Origin of the sequence: Arthrobacter sp. B0490, from assembly GCF_002929355.1 — a bacterium.
Lineage (GTDB): Bacteria > Actinomycetota > Actinomycetes > Actinomycetales > Micrococcaceae > Arthrobacter_D.
In genome coordinates this window covers 199,468-215,036 of record NZ_PJIR01000004.1, presented here as the reverse complement: position 1 = coordinate 215,036, position 15,569 = coordinate 199,468, and the positions used below count along the sequence as shown (strand labels likewise).

The window sequence follows — 15,569 nt, the reverse complement described above, 5'->3', positions numbered from 1 at the left end:
CCGGGGGCCGTCGTCGCGTCGGGCGTCAGCCGCCGATGAGGTCGTTCACCACGATGGTCTGGTCGCGGTCCGGGCCGACGCCGATGGCGGAGAAGCGGGTACCGGACAGCTTCTCGAGCGCCCGCACGTAGGTCTGCGCGTTGTCCGGCAGGTCCTCGATGGTCCGGGCCCCCGTGATGTCCTCGGTCCAGCCGTCGAAGTACTCGAAGATCGGCTTGGCGTGGTGGAACTCGGTCTGCGTCATGGGCATCTCGTCGTGCCGCACGCCGTCGACGTCGTACGCGACGCACACGGGGATGGTCTCGATGCCCGTCAGGACGTCGAGCTTGGTCACGAAGTAGTCGGTGAAGCCGTTGACGCGCGAGGCGTGGCGCGCCAGGACGGCGTCGTACCAGCCGCAGCGGCGCGGGCGGCCCGTGTTGACGCCGAACTCGCCGCCCTTGGTCTGCAGGTACATGCCCATGTCGTCGAACAGCTCCGTGGGGAACGGCCCCGCGCCCACGCGTGTGGTGTACGCCTTGATGATGCCGATCGACCGGGAGATGCGCGTGGGCCCGATACCCGAGCCCACGGACGCCCCGCCCGCGGTGGGGTTCGACGAAGTCACGAACGGGTAGGTGCCGTGGTCCACGTCGAGGAACGTGGCCTGGCCGCCCTCCATGAGGACCACCTTGCCGGCGTCGAGCGCCTCGTTGAGCACGAAGGTGGAGTCGATGACGAGCGGCTTGAGCCGCTCCGCGAAGGACAGGAAGTACTCCACGACCTCCTCGACCTCGACGTCGCGCCGGTTGTAGACCTTCACCAGCAGCTCGTTCTTCTGCTTGAGGGAACCCTCCACCTTCTGGCGCAGGATCGACTCGTCGAACACGTCCTGGACGCGCAGCCCGAGGCGCGCCACCTTGTCCATGTAGGCGGGGCCGATACCCCGGCCGGTGGTGCCGATGGCGCGCTTGCCGAGGAAGCGCTCCGTGACCTTGTCCAGCACCTGGTGGTAGGGCGCCACGAGGTGGGCGTTCGCCGACACGCGCAGCTTCGAGGTGTCCGCCCCGCGCGCCTCGAGCCCGTCGATCTCCTCGAAGAGCGCCTCGAGGTTGATGACGCAGCCGTTGCCGATGATCGGGACGGCGTTGGGGCTGAGGATGCCGGCGGGAAGGAGCTTCAGCTCGTACTTCTCGCCGTTGACGACCACGGTGTGCCCGGCGTTGTTGCCGCCGTTCGGCTTCACGACGTAGTCGACCCGGCCGCCCAGCAGGTCCGTGGCCTTACCCTTGCCCTCGTCGCCCCATTGGGCTCCGACGATCACGATTGCTGGCATGGGATCCTCCCCCATTCGGCACGGGCCCTCCCCGCGCAACCGCGGTAAGGACGCCGTGCATCAGAACGCCCCAACCGGCCGCACGTCGTGCGACCACTGGGGCTCTTACCGTCCGAGTTTAGCCGAGCCGTCCGGGAGGCGCCGCAAAAAGCCGCGCATGACCACCGCCGGGCCGGGAGCACTCCGGGCGGAGCGTTCCCGTGGTGCGTCCGTGGACGCCCCATGCAGAATGGGGGGATGGACCGCTTCGAAGGACACATCGCCGGCATCGGCACCACCTCGGGGACCCGCCTGGTGGTCGGCCGATGGGCCGCCTCGCCGTTCGGGGCGTTCACGGACGTCATGCTGGAGGACCCCTCCGGCCGGCGGACGCTGCTCGCGCCGGACAGGGAGATCGCCGACTACGTGCAGGCCACCTACACGTTCGACGACGTCGTGCTCACGCCCGTCACGTCGACGCTCACGAGCGACCGGCTCGTCGTCGACGCCGGGGACCTGCAGCTCCGCGCCGGGGTCGGCGGCGCCACCGTCCTCGGTCGGCTCCTGGGCCTCGTCCCGAAGCGCCTGGCCACGCATCCCCGCTGGCTCGCGCTCATCAACCCGGTGGCGTCACGGCTCGTGAAGGGCGTCGCGACGGCCGGGTCCGCTGGGCATGGACGCACCGAGTACTACGGCGTCACGTCGGCACGGGCCATCTCCGGCGCGACGGCGACCTGGCGCGGCTCCGACCTCGGCACCCTGGCGCCGGTGCTCCCGCCCGTCCGGTTCGGCTTCAGCTCCGCCCCTCCACGCCCGCAGCTGGTGTCGGTGACGACGACGATCCGCCGCCCGGACTGACCGCCCCGCCGGCCGCCTGAGTACCGGCCCGTCAGCGGTCCGCGCCCACCCGGTCCCGGGCCACCCGGTAGTGCGGCCAGTACCGGATCCTCGCCGGCAGCAGGGGGACGGCGAGCCGGGCGACCCTGCACGCAAGGGCGAACACCACGCGTTCACGCCGCCGCCATGGGAGCGCGTAGGCCTCCCGCAGGACGGCCGGCAGCACGCCCGCTGCCAGGACGGAGGGGACGCCGCGGAGGGGCCACGGCACGAGCGGCGGCTCGGGTGCGAGGACCTGCCGGGCGAGCTGCTCCCCCGCCGCCCCGACGTCGAGCGTGGTCCGGACCTGCTCCGCCAGGTACCGGTCGAGCCCCGCGTAGTCCGTCGGCAGGAACGCGTCCGGGACGCCGAAGAAGTGCGCGAACCGCCTCATGTCCCGGTAGTACGCCTCCCGCTCCACCGCAGGGACCGGCCGGTGGAAGGCATCGGTCACCTCGAGGGCGGTCCACACGAGCGTCGAGAACACCCAGAGGGCCAGATCCGGATCGGTCGCGCTGTAGGGCGTCCCGGCCGGGATCGACCCGCCGCGCACAGGGAGGGTACCTCGGACGGGCCGATGCCTGCGGGCGACGTGCCCGGCGGCGGCGCGCACCTGCGCCTGGTCGCCGAACGTGACGGTGAGGACGGCGTCGAGGGTGCCGCGCAGCCGTTGCAACGGATCGCCCGCGAACCCGCTGTGGGCGCGCACCCCCTCGGCCACCAGCGGGTGCGCCAGCTGCAGCAGGAGCGCAGCCGGGCCCCCGGCGACGATCAGCCGCTCGCGGGCGATCCGCCAGGCGGCCGAGTCGGGTCCGAAGAGGCCCGCGTCGCCGGCGGTACCCGGCCCGGGTGCCGCGGGGAAGAACCGGGACATGCCCTTCATGCGCCGTCCCTGCCGAGGGCGGCCCTGCCTGCGGCGCCGTCGGCACGATCCCCGGTGCCGTCCTGGCTACCGTCCGGGGCGTCGTCCGCGGCGTCGTCGGACCACTCCAGGAGGTCCCCGGGCTGGCAGCCGAGCACCCGGCACATGGCCTCGAGGGTGCTGAAGCGGACCGCCTTGGCCCGCCCGTTCTTGAGGACGGCCACGTTGGCGGGCGTGAGGCCCACGCGCTCCGCGAACTCGCCCACGCTCATCTTCCGCTTCGCGAGTTCGACGTCGATCCGCACCACGATCGGCATCAGATCACCTCGTCGAGCTCGGTGCGCAGCTGGCGGGCCTCGGCGTCCCGGTCCACCGCCTGCACCAGCAGCGCCCGGAGGACGAGCACGATCAGCGCCACGGCGGCGATCGACACGGTCACCCCGCCGATGAGCAGGACGACCCCGGGCGCCACGGCCTCACCGGGTGCGAGCGCGACGCCGAGCCCGAAGGTCAGCAGACTGGCCGCGGCGAACGCCCCGATCACCACGTTCACCAGCCGGAAGGCCCCGCCCGAGAACACGGTCTCCCGCCGCACCATGGTCAGGAGCCCCCAGACGCAGACCATCGCCACCTGCAGGGCGAGGATCACGAGCACGGTCAACACCACGAGCGGAGTGCGGATCAGCGCCACGTCGGGGTCCGCCTGCTCCAGATCGACCGCCAGCAACGGCACCATGACCGCCTGGATGACGACGGACCCGGCGAACATCATGCACAGCACGATCCGCAGTGCGAGGACGGTTGGTTTTCCCATGACAGCTCCTTCTACTGATTGTCAGTACGAAGCTATCGTTAATCGACACCTTTCACAACAATGTCGATGGAGGGCTGATCACCGATCCAGTACGGATCCGGTCCGCCACCCGCCCTGCCGTGCCGACCTGCACGTGTGCCGTGGGGACGTCCGCGACGCGCCGCGCAGCGATCAGATCGTGTAGTCGGACCCCGGGTTCGCCGCGTCGATGTAGTCCCGTACCGCGCTCTGCGGCACCCGGTAGGACCGGCCGAACCGGATGCTGTGGATGGTGCCCGACTGCACCATCCGGTAGACGGTCATCTTCGAGACCCGCATCATGGCGGCCACCTCCGCCACCGTGAACAACTGACCCGTACTCGCGCTCGTGGCCATCTCCGCCCCACTTCCATTCGCCTCACCACGGTCTGTGGAGCCTTTAACTCTGGTCGCGCTGGTAACAGCGGCACAAGGAGGAGGACTACTCGTTAATCACCAGCACCATCGAGTACCGTGCCCACCTTCGCTACGCGGGTCGGGCTGGACCGGGCACGCAGGGTCCCGCCCGACGGGACGATGCGGTCGGGCAAGCAGAAAGAACGGGCCCGCCGCAGCGGAACCCGTTCTTCGTGCTTCCCCCGAGCCGGATCGGCCTGCGCCGGTCAGCCGGCGAGCTGTGCGCTCGCCTCGGGGTCGGATTCCCTGAGGAACACCGCGATCCGCTCGGCCTCCTCGATCTCGCCGATGGACGCCGCGGCCCTCCCCAGCGCGTAGAGCGCACGGAGGAACCCGCGGTTGGGCTCGTGGGCGTACGGGATGGGTCCTGCGCCGCGCCAGCCGCTGCGCCGCAGGGAGTCCAGGCCGCGGTGGTAGCCGGTCCGGGCATAGGCGTAGGACTCGATGGTCCGCCCCTCGGCGTAGGCCTCGTCCGCGAGGATCGCCCAGACGAGCGACGACGTCGGATGCTTCGCCGCGAGGTCGACGGCCTCGTCGCCGGCCGCGAGGCGCCCGACGACGTCGGGCTCCTCGGGCAGGAGGGTGGGCTCGGGGCCCAGCAGGTTCTTCCGGAACTCGTCGGACACGGCTACAGCTTCTTCCCGGCGGATCCGAGGGACGCCGCGGCCTCGACCACGCGGGCGGCGAGGCCGGCCTCGGCCGAGGCACCCCACACGCGGGGGTCGTAGGTCTTCTTGTTGCCGACCTCGCCGTCGATCTTCAGGACGCCGTCGTAGTTCTTCAGCATGTGGTCCACGACGGGTCGCGTGAACGCGTACTGGGTGTCGGTGTCGATGTTCATCTTGATGACGCCGTAGGAGACGGCGTCGGCGATCTCCTGCTCGGAGGAGCCGGATCCGCCGTGGAACACGAGGTCGAACGGCTTGTCCTTGCCGATCTTCTGGCCCACCTGGTCCTGGATCTCCTTGAGGATCTCGGGCCGGAGCTTCACGCCGCCCGGCTTGTACACGCCGTGGACGTTGCCGAAGGTCAGGGCGGTGATGTAACGGCCGTGCTCGCCCGCACCGAGGGCGTCGATGGTCGCCAGGGCGTCGTCGACGGTGGTGTACAGCTTGTCGTTGATGGCGTTCTCGACGCCGTCCTCCTCGCCGCCCACGGTGCCGATCTCGACCTCGAGGATGATCTTCGCCGCGGCGGCGCGGGGCAGGATCTCGCGGGCGATCCGCAGGTTCTCCTCGAGGGTCTCCGCGGAGCCGTCCCACATGTGCGAGTTGAAGACGGGGTCGCGCCCGTTCTTCACGGCGTCCTCCGATGCGGCCAGCAGCGGCAGGACGAAGTCGTCGAGCTTGTCCTTAGGGCAGTGGTCGGTGTGCAGGGCGATGTTGACGTCGTACTTCCTGGCCACCTCCTTGGCGAAGGCCGCGAAACCGAGCGACCCGGCAACCATGTCCTTGACGCTCGCGCCCGACCAGTAGGCGGCGCCACCCGTGGAGACCTGCACGATGCCGTCGGAGCCGGCCTCGGCGAACCCGCGCATCGCCGCGTTGAGGGTCTGGGAGGACGTCACGTTCACGGCCGGGAACGCGAAGCCGCCCGCCTTCGCGCGGTCGATCATCTCGGCGTAGACATCAGGGGTTGCGATAGGCATACGGACTCCTTAGTGGTGGGAAATGCTGGTTTCATCCTAGCGAGCGGACCTGCCGGTCGCAGGAGGAGCCGCCGGATGACGGCGGCGGCGGACCTGCTCAGACGTGCTGGCCGAACACGTGCCGGCGCACCCAGCCGTGCATGGCGATCGCTGCGGCCGCCGAGGCGTTGATGGAGCGCGTGGACCCGAACTGGGCGATCGAGAGGGTGGCCTCCGCCGCCTCGTGCACCTCGGGGGTGAGGCCGGGGCCCTCCTGGCCGAAGACGAACACGCAGTTCTCGGGGAGGTCGTAGGTCTCCAGCGGCACCGAGTCCGGGAAGTTGTCGATTCCGATCACCGTGAGCCCCTCCGCCTCCGCCCAGGCCGTGAACTCGGCCACCGTAGGGTGGTGGCGCACGTGCTGGTAGCGGTCGGTGACCATCGCGCCGCGCCGGTTCCACCGCCGCCGTCCGATGATGTGCACCTCCTTCGCGAGGAAGGCGTTGGCCGTGCGCACCACGGAGCCGATGTTCAGGTCGTGCTGCCAGTTCTCGATCGCCACGTGGAACCCGTGCCGCCGTTCGTCGAGGTCCGCGACGATGGCCTCGTGGGTCCAGTACCGGTACCCGTCGGTGACGTTCCGGGTGTCGCCCGCCGCCAGCAGGTCGGTATCCCAGTGCTCGCCGTCCGGCCAGTCGCCCTCCCACGGTCCGACGCCGACCGCCGGCGCCTCGGAAGCGGGCAGGACGGGACTCGAGTTCGGCAGGGATTGTTCCACCGTTCAAGCCTAGACGGCGCCGGAGGTGGAAGACTGGCAGCGGACGGTCAACTCCCCCGGAAGGACGCCCCATGCGCGAGAACGAACACATCGAGTGCTGGCTCACCGACATGGACGGCGTGCTGGTGCATGAGAACCATGCCATTCCCGGCGCCGCCGAACTGATCGATCGGTGGGTCGCGACGTCGAAGCGGTTCCTCGTCCTGACCAACAACTCGATCTACACGCCGCGTGACCTCGCCGCACGGCTGAAGGCGTCAGGGCTCGAGATCCCCGAGGAGAACCTCTGGACCTCGGCGCTGGCGACGGCCCAGTTCCTGAAGGACCAGCTGCCGGGAGGCAGGGCGTACGTGATCGGCGAGGCCGGGCTGACCACGGCGCTGCACGAGGCCGGGTTCGTCCTCACCGACACGAACCCCGACTACGTGGTGCTCGGCGAGACCCGCACCTACTCGTTCGAGGCGATCACGAAGGCGGTCCGCCTGATCCTGGAGGGCGCCCGGTTCATCGCCACGAACCCCGACGTGACCGGCCCGTCGAAGGAGGGCCCCCTCCCGGCGACCGGCGCCATCGCTGCGATGATCACGGCCGCGACGAGCCGCGACCCGTACATCGTGGGCAAGCCGAACCCGATGATGTTCCGTTCGGCCATGAACCGGATCGACGCGCACTCGGAGACGACGGCGATGATCGGCGACCGCATGGACACGGACATCATCGCGGGCATGGAGGCGGGGCTGCACACCGTCCTGGTGCTCAGCGGCATCACGCAGCCGGAGGACATCAACGCCTACCCGTTCCGGCCGGCGCAGATCTGCACGTCGGTGGCGGACCTGATCGACCAGGTCTGAGCGGAGCGACAGGCCCCACCGGTCAGAACGCCTGCTTCGTGCCGCCGCCGCGGGGCACGGGGACGTACTCGCGCTGCACCGCGGCGACGATGCCCTGGTAGATGCCGGGGTTCCACTGCGGACTGGCGTGCGCGGGCAGGGCGCCCTCCGTCACGTGGTCCACGGACACCACGTTGTCGGGCAGTTCCCGCGCCCAGCCGGCGCGGGCCGTCGCGTAGTCGACGACGCCGTCGTCCGGGTTCCCGGCGAACACCACCCTGGTGTCCCCGAGGGACAGCCGGAACCGCGTGACGTCGAAGTGGTAGATGTACGAGGACTCCGACTGGATGAGTTCGCTGCTGGGGGCGAGCGGTGAGAGCTGCTCGAGGGTCTGGTCGACGATCTGGCTCCAGGTCCGCTCGTTCTTGTGGACGATCCGCTCGCCCAGTTCGTAGGTCCCGCGGACGCTGATGGGTACCCGCACCCCGGCCTCGTAGAGCAGCACCACGCCGTCGAACATGCGCTGGTCCCGGACGTCGTACCGGCTGGACGGGGACGAGTCGAGCAGGATCAGCTCCACGGGGATCCCGCGGTCGCGCAGGCGCGCGGCGACCTCGACGGCGACCATGCCGCCGAAGCTGTGGCCGTAGAAGTAGAGCTTCTCGAGGCGGAAGTTCTCCACGTAGCGGTTCAGGGTCGCCACGATGTTGTTGATGTCGAGGCCACGGTTGGAGTAGCCCATGACGGCGAGCTGCGCCCGCCTGGAGAGCACCGGGCGCAGCGAGTTGAGGATCCAGAGGCCCTCCTCCCAGCTCGTCTTGTACCCGGGGAAGAGGACCCAGCGGTCGTTGGGGAACCGGGCCCGCGCGGCGTCGTCGTCGAGCGGCAGGATGCGCGTCTGGTCCCGCTGGGACTGGATGACCCGCGTGAACGCGAGGTCCGCGGTCACCACCGCGGCGGCCGCCGAGCCGAGGAGGAAGGACCGGCGGGAGGACTCGCGGAAGTCCTGCGCGCGCTGCAGGACCCGGCCGTCGTCGTCCTTCACGTGCCGGTCCCCGCGGCCGCCCGGGCGCCGGTCAGGCCAGGCCGAGCTCGTCCTTGCCGAACGCGAAGAGGTACGGCACGCCGGCCTCGGCCTCGATGCGCTCCTTCGACCCGGTGGTGCGGTCCACGATGACCGCGACGGCCTGCACGTCACCGCCGGCGCGGCGCACGCCCTCGACGGCGGTGAGCGCGGAGCCGCCCGTGGTCGAGGTGTCCTCGAGCACGACGACGCGACGGCCGGACACGTCCGGTCCCTCGACCTGGCGGCCCATGCCGTGCGTCTTCTGGGTCTTGCGCACCACGAACGCGTCGATCGGCCGGCCCGACCGCGCCGCGGCGTGCATGACGGCGGTGCCCACGGGGTCGGCGCCCATCGTCAGGCCGCCGGCCGCCTCGAAGGTGATCCCGGCGTCGTCGAGCAGCTGGAGCATGACCCGGCCCACGAGGGTGGAGGCCTCGTGGTGGAGCGTGATGCGGCGGAGGTCGATGTAGTAGTCGGCCTCGACGCCGCTGGAGAGGGTGACGCGCTCGTGCACGACGGCGAGTTCCCTGATGAGCTCGAGGAGCCGGGTGCGGTCGGTGGTCTGCGCGGAGGTCTCGGCGGTCATGCGGCCAGTCTATCGACGGGCGGGCGGCGTCCTGTCACGCGCCGGGCCCGCCGCGGCTGCGCCGTCGTCCCCGCGCGGCCCGCGGGATCCGCGCCGGATCCCGCTCCTCCGGGCCGGTCGGGTCGTCCCGGTCAGCCGGCCAGGCGTGCGCTGGCCGCGTCGATCGCCTCGGGCGAGAGGACGTGGGAGATGGCGAGCACCGCGGCGCCGGCGACACCCGCGTTCTGCCCCGAGACCGAGGGGACGATGCGCAGGTGCTCGGTGGCGAGCGGGAGCGAGCGCGTGTACACGACCTCGCGGATCCCGGCGAGGAGGTGCTCGCCGGCCTGCGCGAGCGCCCCGCCGACCACAATCACGGAGGGGTTGACGAGATTGACGCACGTCGCGAGGACGTCGCCGATGTCGCGTCCCGCCTGCCGTACCGCCTGCAGCGCCTGGACGTCTCCGGACCTGACGAGCTCGACGACGTCCTGGCTGCCCGTGAGGGTCCTGTCGCCGGCCTCGCTGAGCGCCGCGGCGAGCGCGGGCCCGCCGGCGATGGCCTCGAGGCAGCCCGCGTTCCCGCAGCGGCAGATGGTCTCCCCGCCGCGGGAAACCCGCACATGGCCCAGGTCTCCGGCCGTGCCCTGCGCGCCGCGCTGCAGCACCCCGCCCAGGATGATCCCGGCCCCGATGCCGGTGGCCACCTTGATGAACATCAGGTCCGCCACGCCGGGCCAGCTCGCGTTCAGCTCACCCAGGGCCATGATGTTCACGTCGTTGTCCACGAGGACCGGGACGGGGAAGTCGCGCTGGATGAAGCCGGGCACGTCGAACCGGTCCCAGCCGGGCATGATGGGCGGATTGATGGGCCGTCCGGTGTCGTGTTCCACCGGACCCGGCAGGCCGATGCCGACGGCGGCGAGCTCGTCCGCCGCCCGGCCGTCGCTCTCCAGCAGGCCCGTGATGGCGGCCGCCAGCCAGCCCAGGACCGCCTCCGGCCCGTCGCCGATCCGGATCTGCTGCTGGGCGCGCCCGAGCTCCCGCCCGGAGAGGTCCGCGAGGATCACGATCGCGTGGGTGGCGCCGAGGTCGGCGCCGACGACCACGCGGGCTCCGGGGTTCAGGGCGAACAGCGACGGCGGCCGCCCACCCGTGGACGCGGCACCACCGAACGGGGCCACGAACCCGAGCGACATCAGGGCGTCGATCCTCGCGGCGACGGTGGATCGGGCCAGCCCCGTGACCTGCGCCAGCTGCGCACGGGTGCGGGGCTGGCCGTCCCGGAGCACCTGGAAGACCTCGCTGGCGCCGGACGCGGCCAGGGCCGACGGCCGCTGGGTGGGGACCCCATCGGGCATCCGGGTCGATGACGTGATGAGCACCCTTTCAGTAAAGCACTCGCCACTTCCGATGGCCCCTCCCGCCGGCCATAACATTTGGGAGCCATCTTTTGACGGTCCCTCGACAAAAGTGTGCGGTCGTGTCACAGTGGCCGCGTGGACGACGACGTCAGCACCCCAGGGGCTCCCACCCCGATCCTGCGCGTGACAGGGCTCTCGAAGAGCTTCTTCGGAGTGCCCGTGCTGCAGGACGCCTCGCTCGAACTCTTCCCGGGCGAGGTCCACGGGCTGGTCGGCGAGAACGGCGCCGGCAAGTCGACGCTCATGAAGCTCCTCGCCGGCGTGTACGTCCGGGACGCCGGACGCGTCGAGCTCGACGGCGAACCGGTCGAGTTCACCCACCCTGTGCAGGCGCACCAGGCGGGCCTGTCCACGGTGTTCCAGGAATTCAACCTGCTGCCGGAGCGCACCGTCGCCCAGAACATCTACCTCGGACGGGAACCGCGGAAGGGCCTCCTCGTGGACCGCCGGGCCATGAACCAGGCCACCGCCGACCTGCTGGAGGAACTCGGTATCACGAGCATCCGCCCGACGGCGTCGGTCAGCTCGCTCTCGGTGGCGCAGCAGCAGATCGTCGAGATCGCCAAGGCCGTGAGCTACGACGCCCGCATCATCTCGATGGACGAGCCCACCGCGGCACTCGCGGGCCCCGAGGTCGACCTGCTCTACGGCATCATCGACCGGCTCCGGACGCGCGGGACGGCCATCCTCTACGTGTCCCACCGGCTCAAGGAGATCTTCGACCTCTGCGACACGATCACGGTGCTCAAGGACGGCCGGATCGTCACCTCCTCCCCCGCGTCCGGGCTCGACGACGCCTCCCTGGTCCGCGCGATGGTGGGAAGGCCCATCTCGGCCTTCTTCCCCGGGGCCCTCCCGGGCACCACCGTGGGGGATCCGCTGCTGCAGATCAGCGGCGGCGGCAACGACCAGCTCGACGACGTCGACCTGGTGCTCCGCGCCGGCGAGATCGTCGGGGTGGCCGGGCTGCAGGGATCGGGGCGGACGGAGCTGGTCGAGGCGGTCTTCGGTGCCGCCGGCTTCACGCGGGGGACCATGACGCTCGGGAACGCGTCCTACCGGCCGCGTTCACCCAGGGACGCCATCCGCCACCGGATCGCCCTCATCACCGAGGACCGCAAGGCGCAGGGCCTGAGCCTCAACCAGTCGATCCTCGACAACGCGCTCGGCGTGGTGCGCTCCGTGTATCCGCGCCGCACGGCCGCCGCCCGCAGGGAAGCACCGGGCGTGTTCTCGTCCCTCGAGGTGGTGGCCCGCGACCTCGACCAGGAGGTGCAGTTCCTCTCGGGCGGCAACCAGCAGAAGGTCGTCCTCGCGAAGTGGCTGGCGATCGACCCGCAGGTGGTGCTGCTCGACGAACCCACGCGAGGGATCGACGTCGGCGCGAAGGTCGCCGTCTATTCGCTGATGCGCCGGCTGGCGCAGGAAGGCAAGGCCATCCTCATGGTCTCGAGCGAGCTCCCCGAAGTCCTCGGCATGTCGGACCGCGTGATCGTGATGCGGGACGGGCGCATCGCCGGTGAGATGCCGCCGACGGCCTCGGAGGAACAGGTACTGCAGCTGGCGACCGGTGCCCGGGGCGTGTCCCCGTGAACCGCCTGACGTCGACGCACATCGTCTACCTCGTCGCCCTGGTGACCATCATCGCGGGCACCGTCCTCGTCGGCACCACGGGCCGCAACTTCTTCAGCGCCGGCAACATCTCCGACATCCTCACCGGGACGAGCATCCTCGGCTTCATCGCCATCGGCCAGACGCTCGTCATCCTCGTGGGAAGCCTCGACCTCTCCGTCCCCTACGTGATCAGCCTCTCGAGCCTCGTCGGAGCCGGGATCATGGCGAACCAGGCGGGGAACATCCTGCCCGCGGCGCTCCTGGCGCTCCTCGTCTCCGCCCTGATCGGCCTGGCGAACGGAGCCGTGGTGGCAGGGTTGAAGGTACACGGCTTCATCGCCACCCTCGGCATGGGACTGATCGTGAGCGGCTACCTCGGCTCCACCTACCAGGGCAGCGCGGGGCAGGCGCCCCTCGCGTTCCGCCTCATCGGGGCCACGGGGATCGGCCCCGTCCCGGTGTCCACGCTCATCATGCTCGCGTGCGCCGCCGTCGTGCTCGTCATGCTGAACACCACGCGCCTGGGCCACGCCATGTACGCCGTCGGGGGCGACGCGCCGGTGGCGAGGATGTCCGGCGTCCGGACCCGGACACCCGTCATCGCCGCGCACGTCATCTGCTCCACGATGGCGGGTCTCGCGGGGCTGCTGCTGGCCGCCCGCCTCGGCGTCGGCAGCCCGACCATCGGCTCCCAGGGCGGGTACGACCTGCTGTCGATCGCCGCCGTCGTGCTCGGCGGGACACTCCTCGCCGGCGGGAAGGGCTCACTCGTGGGCACGCTCGGTGGCGTCCTCATCTTCGCCATGCTGGACAACATCATGAGCGTCCTGCAGGTCAACCCGTTCCTCAAGGACGTCGTCCGCGGCATCGTGATCGTGGTCGCCGTGGCCGTCTACGCGCGGCGCAGGACGGCGCAGCGGCCCGCGCGCTTCGGCCGCGGGCCCACCCGCCCGGGCGACACGGCGCCGCCGCCGGGACCGGGCGCGTCCCGGCAGGGGAACGGGCCGGCCCGCGGGGACGGCACCGATGCACGCAACGAGGTGCCGGCGTGAGCGTCGCCACCGAACGCGCGGTCCTCCAGCAGAACCGGTCCCCCCGCGGTGAGCGCGTCCTCCGTGCCCTGCGCACCCCGAGCGGCGCGATCTTCGTCCTCGTCGCCGTCCTCTTCGTCGCCGTCCTGGCGGCGAACCCCTCCTTCGGCGAGCCGGGCTCCCTGATCCGCTTCATCGGGCGGACGGCCCCGATCGCCATCGCGGCGATCGGGCAGTACTTCGTGATCGTCTCCGGCGAGTTCGACCTCTCGATGGGATCGGTCGTGACCGCGCAGGTCATCATCGCGGGCAACCTGATCGGCCAGGACGAGTCGCGCACCCTCCCGGTCCTGGCCCTCATGATCGTGTTCGGGGCCTTCGTGGGACTGGTGAACGGCCTCGTGACGACGCTCCTGAAGGTGCCGAGCTTCATCGTGACCCTCGGGACGATGCTGGCGCTGCTCGGTCTCGTCCTGTTCTGGACGGGCGGCGCGGCCACCGGCAACCCGGCGGACAGCTTCCGGCAGATCGGCCGCGGCGGCATCCAGGACATCCCCGTCCTCGAGGTGCTGCCCTACCCCGTCATCCTCCTCGCGGTCGTCGCGGGCGCGGCCTTCTGGCTCATGCGCAGGCCCTACGGCCGCACGCTCGTGGCCGTCGGGGACAATCCCCACGCCGCCGCCCTGACCGGCGCGCCCGTCTGGTGGATCCGCACGCGGGCCTTCATGCTCTCCTCCCTCGCCGCCACCGCGGCCGGCGTGATCCTCGTCGGGTACGCCGGCGTCCACCCGTCCGTCGGGCAGGGCTACGAGTTCACGGCGATCACCGCCGTCGTCCTGGGCGGGGTGGTGCTGGGCGGTGGGCGCGGCTGGGTCCTGTCCGCCGCCGCGGGCGCCTTCGCCCTCGAACTGCTGTTCACCCTCCTGAACTTCCTCGGCGTCGAGTCGACCTGGCGCGACAGCGTCCAGGGCGCCATCATCATCGTCGCCGTCGCCGCCGCGTCCCGGAACTGGCAGCGCAAGCGCCGCGGCGCGAGCACACAGGCCCATGACGAGCACCGTCCGATAGCAGCACCGACGCCCGCACCGGGCACTGAGGGAGGAACATGATGCGTGGAAGCATCCTGGGCAAGGTCACGGTGATCGCAGCGACGTCGCTGCTCGCCCTGACCGCCTGCACCACCGATTCATCCATCGAGGACCCACCAGCCGCGGAGGGCACCGCGAGCTCGGAATCCACCGAGGCCGCGCAGCCCTCCGAGGACGGCACGGAGTGGTTCGACCAGGCCGTCTACGACGAGCAGGACGGACAGCGGTCGGCCACCTTCGAAGGTGACCCCGCGCAGCCGTACCTGCAGTACATCGACGGCGAGATGACGGACACCGCGGCCTTCGCCGCCGAGGGTCCGCAGAAGGTCTGCTTCTCCAACGCCTCGATCTCCAACCCCTGGCGCCAGACGGGCTGGATCACCATGAACCAGCAGCTCCAGGTGCTGCAGGACGCCGGCGTCATCTCGGAGATGGAGACACGCGACGCGCAGGACGACGACAACACGCAGATCGCCGACATCGACTACTTCATCGCCGAGGGCAACTGCGACGCGTTCGTCATCTCCCCGAACTCGACGGCGGCCATGACGCCCGCCGTCGAGCGCGCCTGCGAGACCGGCAAGCCGGTGGTCGTCTTCGACCGCGGCGTGCAGACGGACTGCGCCGTCTCGTTCATCCACCCCATCGGCGGGTTCGCCTGGGGTATCGACACCGCCGAGTTCCTCAGCGAGCGGCTCGGGGAGGGCGACAAGGTGGTGGCGCTGCGCATCCTCCCCGGCGTCGACGTCCTCGAGCAGCGGTGGGCGGCGGCCGAGCGCATCTTCGAGGAGAACGGTATCGAGGCGGTCGACTACTTCACCGGTGCCGACCCCGTGGAGATCAAGTCGATCATCTCGGACGAACTCGCCACCGGTGACGTCCAGGGCATCTGGATGGACGCGGGTGACGGCGCCGTCGCCGCGATCGAGGCCTTCGAGGACGCCGGCGCGGACCTGCCCGTCATGACGGGTGAGGACGAGATGAGCTTCCTGCGCAAGTGGGACGAGACGGGCATCGACGCCCTGGCCCCGGTGTACTCGAACTTCCAGTGGCGCACCCCGCTGCTGGCGCTGCAGAAGATCTTCGCGGGCGAGGAGGTGCCGGCCGAGTGGGTGCTCCCCCAGTCGCCGATCACCGAGGACCAGCGCGGCGAGTTCCTGACCGCCAACGAGGGCATGCCCGACGGGCACTACGCCAAGTTCGGCGGCGAGGACCTGCCCGGCTACCCGACGGTGTGGCAGGAACGCCAGATCCCCTGACGCACG

General features: G+C 70.7%; 17 protein-coding genes. 6 read left to right on the top strand and 11 right to left on the bottom strand.

The features are described 5' to 3' along the window. Positions 1 to 25: 25 nt before the first annotated feature. Positions 26 to 1,315, bottom strand: a complete 1,290-nt coding sequence (locus CXQ97_RS09030; RefSeq protein ID WP_104180531.1) for an adenylosuccinate synthase — start codon at positions 1,313 to 1,315, stop codon at positions 26 to 28. A gap of 237 nt (positions 1,316 to 1,552) precedes the next feature. Here CXQ97_RS09030 and CXQ97_RS09025 point away from each other — a divergent pair, with 237 nt between their 5' ends. Next, positions 1,553 to 2,152 (top strand): hypothetical protein, encoded by a 600-nt coding sequence (locus CXQ97_RS09025; RefSeq protein WP_104180530.1) that lies wholly within the window; start codon positions 1,553 to 1,555, stop codon positions 2,150 to 2,152. 31 nt (positions 2,153 to 2,183) lie between these two features. Here CXQ97_RS09025 and CXQ97_RS09020 read toward each other — a convergent pair whose 3' ends face one another. The 7 genes from CXQ97_RS09020 to CXQ97_RS08990 form a co-directional block, all read right to left on the bottom strand. Further along, entirely contained in the window at positions 2,184 to 3,053 is an 870-nt protein-coding gene (locus CXQ97_RS09020; RefSeq protein ID WP_104180529.1) for an oxygenase MpaB family protein, read from the bottom strand. Beyond that, on the bottom strand, positions 3,050 to 3,349 hold the full coding sequence (locus CXQ97_RS09015) for a helix-turn-helix transcriptional regulator (RefSeq protein ID WP_104180528.1): 300 nt from the start codon (positions 3,347 to 3,349) through the stop codon (positions 3,050 to 3,052). Before CXQ97_RS09015 ends, CXQ97_RS09020 begins: the two co-directional genes overlap by 4 nt. Next, positions 3,349 to 3,846 (bottom strand): DUF2975 domain-containing protein, encoded by a 498-nt coding sequence (locus CXQ97_RS09010; protein ID WP_104180527.1) that lies wholly within the window; start codon positions 3,844 to 3,846, stop codon positions 3,349 to 3,351. The genes CXQ97_RS09015 and CXQ97_RS09010 overlap by 1 nt, the downstream gene beginning before the upstream one ends. A 171-nt stretch (positions 3,847 to 4,017) precedes the next feature. Further along, positions 4,018 to 4,221 (bottom strand): helix-turn-helix domain-containing protein, encoded by a 204-nt coding sequence (locus CXQ97_RS09005; protein ID WP_104180526.1) that lies wholly within the window; start codon positions 4,219 to 4,221, stop codon positions 4,018 to 4,020. Between the two features lie 266 nt (positions 4,222 to 4,487). Then, positions 4,488 to 4,907, bottom strand: a complete 420-nt coding sequence (locus CXQ97_RS09000; RefSeq protein WP_104180525.1) for a DUF3151 domain-containing protein — start codon at positions 4,905 to 4,907, stop codon at positions 4,488 to 4,490. A gap of 2 nt (positions 4,908 to 4,909) precedes the next feature. Then, positions 4,910 to 5,929 (bottom strand): class II fructose-bisphosphate aldolase, encoded by a 1,020-nt coding sequence (gene fbaA, locus CXQ97_RS08995; RefSeq protein WP_104180524.1) that lies wholly within the window; start codon positions 5,927 to 5,929, stop codon positions 4,910 to 4,912. Positions 5,930 to 6,026: 97 nt separating this feature from the next. Next, positions 6,027 to 6,686 (bottom strand): TrmH family RNA methyltransferase, encoded by a 660-nt coding sequence (locus tag CXQ97_RS08990; protein WP_104180523.1) that lies wholly within the window; start codon positions 6,684 to 6,686, stop codon positions 6,027 to 6,029. Between the two features lie 71 nt (positions 6,687 to 6,757). Here CXQ97_RS08990 and CXQ97_RS08985 point away from each other — a divergent pair, with 71 nt between their 5' ends. After that, complete coding sequence (locus tag CXQ97_RS08985; protein ID WP_104180522.1) at positions 6,758 to 7,537, top strand: HAD-IIA family hydrolase; 780 nt, start codon at positions 6,758 to 6,760, stop codon at positions 7,535 to 7,537. Positions 7,538 to 7,559: 22 nt separating this feature from the next. Here CXQ97_RS08985 and CXQ97_RS08980 read toward each other — a convergent pair whose 3' ends face one another. The 3 genes from CXQ97_RS08980 to CXQ97_RS08970 all read right to left on the bottom strand — a co-directional run bounded on the left by CXQ97_RS08980 (position 7,560) and on the right by CXQ97_RS08970 (position 10,508). Then, entirely contained in the window at positions 7,560 to 8,561 is a 1,002-nt protein-coding gene (locus tag CXQ97_RS08980) for a thioesterase domain-containing protein (RefSeq protein ID WP_104180521.1), read from the bottom strand. 31 nt (positions 8,562 to 8,592) lie between these two features. Next, positions 8,593 to 9,168, bottom strand: a complete 576-nt coding sequence (gene pyrE, locus CXQ97_RS08975) for an orotate phosphoribosyltransferase (protein ID WP_104180520.1) — start codon at positions 9,166 to 9,168, stop codon at positions 8,593 to 8,595. Between the two features lie 131 nt (positions 9,169 to 9,299). Further along, entirely contained in the window at positions 9,300 to 10,508 is a 1,209-nt protein-coding gene (locus CXQ97_RS08970) for an ROK family transcriptional regulator (protein ID WP_104180620.1), read from the bottom strand. Between the two features lie 138 nt (positions 10,509 to 10,646). Here CXQ97_RS08970 and CXQ97_RS08965 point away from each other — a divergent pair, with 138 nt between their 5' ends. From CXQ97_RS08965 to CXQ97_RS08950, 4 genes are read left to right on the top strand one after another with little or no spacing between them, the layout of a single operon-like run. Then, entirely contained in the window at positions 10,647 to 12,164 is a 1,518-nt protein-coding gene (locus CXQ97_RS08965; RefSeq protein ID WP_104180519.1) for a sugar ABC transporter ATP-binding protein, read from the top strand. Further along, positions 12,161 to 13,237, top strand: a complete 1,077-nt coding sequence (locus tag CXQ97_RS08960) for an ABC transporter permease (RefSeq protein ID WP_104180518.1) — start codon at positions 12,161 to 12,163, stop codon at positions 13,235 to 13,237. Before CXQ97_RS08965 ends, CXQ97_RS08960 begins: the two co-directional genes overlap by 4 nt. Further along, positions 13,234 to 14,325 carry an ABC transporter permease gene (locus tag CXQ97_RS08955; RefSeq protein ID WP_104180517.1) on the top strand — a complete coding sequence of 364 codons (1,092 nt, stop codon included), beginning with the start codon at positions 13,234 to 13,236 and terminating at the stop codon, positions 14,323 to 14,325. The genes CXQ97_RS08960 and CXQ97_RS08955 overlap by 4 nt, the downstream gene beginning before the upstream one ends. Next, positions 14,325 to 15,563, top strand: coding sequence for a substrate-binding domain-containing protein (locus CXQ97_RS08950; protein ID WP_104180516.1), 1,239 nt, complete (start codon positions 14,325 to 14,327; stop codon positions 15,561 to 15,563). Before CXQ97_RS08955 ends, CXQ97_RS08950 begins: the two co-directional genes overlap by 1 nt. Positions 15,564 to 15,569 lie beyond the last annotated feature (6 nt).

Bases quoted from the DNA above. Each gene is read 5' to 3' on its own strand.
- pyrE (WP_104180520.1), bottom strand. From the start codon at position 9,168: ATGACCGCCGAGACCTCCGCGCAGACCACCGACCGCACCCGGCTCCTC.
- CXQ97_RS09025 (WP_104180530.1), top strand. From the start codon at position 1,553: ATGGACCGCTTCGAAGGACACATCGCCGGCATCGGCACCACCTCGGGG.
- CXQ97_RS08950 (WP_104180516.1), top strand. From the start codon at position 14,325: ATGCGTGGAAGCATCCTGGGCAAGGTCACGGTGATCGCAGCGACGTCG.
- CXQ97_RS08985 (WP_104180522.1), top strand. From the start codon at position 6,758: ATGCGCGAGAACGAACACATCGAGTGCTGGCTCACCGACATGGACGGC.
- CXQ97_RS09030 (WP_104180531.1), bottom strand. From the start codon at position 1,315: ATGCCAGCAATCGTGATCGTCGGAGCCCAATGGGGCGACGAGGGCAAG.
- CXQ97_RS08970 (WP_104180620.1), bottom strand. From the start codon at position 10,508: ATGCCCGATGGGGTCCCCACCCAGCGGCCGTCGGCCCTGGCCGCGTCC.
- CXQ97_RS09015 (WP_104180528.1), bottom strand. From the start codon at position 3,349: ATGCCGATCGTGGTGCGGATCGACGTCGAACTCGCGAAGCGGAAGATG.
- CXQ97_RS09020 (WP_104180529.1), bottom strand. From the start codon at position 3,053: ATGAAGGGCATGTCCCGGTTCTTCCCCGCGGCACCCGGGCCGGGTACC.
- CXQ97_RS09005 (WP_104180526.1), bottom strand. From the start codon at position 4,221: ATGGCCACGAGCGCGAGTACGGGTCAGTTGTTCACGGTGGCGGAGGTG.
- fbaA (WP_104180524.1), bottom strand. From the start codon at position 5,929: ATGCCTATCGCAACCCCTGATGTCTACGCCGAGATGATCGACCGCGCG.
- CXQ97_RS09010 (WP_104180527.1), bottom strand. From the start codon at position 3,846: ATGGGAAAACCAACCGTCCTCGCACTGCGGATCGTGCTGTGCATGATG.